We start from the raw sequence: 1,324 nt of genomic DNA on the forward strand, positions 1-1,324 counted from the left end.
GCAAGCTGGGATCATTGGGGCGCCCACCAGTTGCGGGGCGTGCGGAACAGCAGAAATTTTGGCGTGGGATTGCCGCTGGGTTGAACAGCGAGAATGCTGCGCTGGCTGCTGGATTATCGGATGCTGTCGGCCCCCGATTATTTCGAAAAGCGGGCGGCGTGGCACCGGCAATGTTCCGACCTTCAGCGAAGCCGCTCTCCGGACGGCACCTCTCTTTTTCTGAGCGCGAAGAGATTGCGCTGCTGAATGCGCAGCGCCATTCTGTACGAGAGATAGCGCGGCGTCTCAATCGATCTCCCTCGACCATCTCCCGTGAACTCGATCGCAATGCGGCCACGCACGGCGGCAAGATGGCCTATCGGGCGACGGCCGCCCAGTGGCATGCAGATCGATCGGCCCGGCGTCCTAAGCCGAGCAAGCTTGCAAGCAACGCCGCCTTGCGCGCTTATGTTGAAGAGCGGCTTGCAGGGTTTGTCGCACCTCCAGGCGGCGTTCGGCGGAAGGCCGGTCGTGCGGGCTCTAGCCAGGATCAGGGGTGGACGAAAGCGTGGAGTCCCGAGCAGATTGCCCGGCGCTTACCGATCGACTTCCCGGATGACGAGGCGATGCGCATCAGCCACGAAGCCATTTACCAGGCGCTTTTTGTTCAGGGCCGAGGAGCGCTGAAACGCGAGTTGTCGTCCTGTTTGCGAACGGGACGTGCGCTGCGCGTGCCCCGAGCGCGTACGCGGAAGCGCAGCAAAGGCTTCATATCGCCAGAGATCATGATCAGTGAGCGTCCGGCCGAAGTCGCGGATCGAGCTGTGCCGGGACATTGGGAAGGAGATCTGATCGTCGGCTCCGCCAGCTCGGCAATCGGCACGCTGGTCGAACGCAGCACGCGGTTTACAATGCTCCTGCACCTTCCACGGCTGCCGGGGTTTGACGATGGCCCACGTACGAAGGATGGGCCTGCGCTCTCCGGACACGGAGCTGAAGCGGTACGCGATGCGATCACGCGCACCATCGTCACCTTGCCCAAAGAACTCCGCCGCTCGCTAACCTGGGATCAGGGGACCGAAATGGCTCAACACAGTGACCTCAAGATCGATACAGACCTTCAGATCTACTTCTGCGATCCAAGAAGCCCCTGGCAACGTGGCACGAACGAGAACACGAATGGCCTGCTGCGGCAGTACTTCCCGAAAGGTACCGATCTGAGCGTCTACGATGCTGACGAGATCGCCGCCGTGGCCGCAGCGCTCAATTCCCGACCGAGAAAGACGCTAGGATGGAAAACTCCAGCAGAAGCGCTTGACGAGCTGCTGTCACGAATGAAAACACT

General features: G+C 61.3%; 1 protein-coding gene. It reads left to right on the forward strand.

All coding sequences use genetic code 11. From position 1 onward, the window contains the following. On the forward strand, positions 1–1,324 hold a 1,324-nt coding region (locus ACQR0W_RS33490), incomplete at both ends, for an IS30 family transposase (RefSeq protein ID WP_316235442.1).

It is taken from the genome of Bradyrhizobium sp. HKCCYLRH1034 (assembly GCF_051168375.1).
Lineage (GTDB): Bacteria > Pseudomonadota > Alphaproteobacteria > Rhizobiales > Xanthobacteraceae > Bradyrhizobium.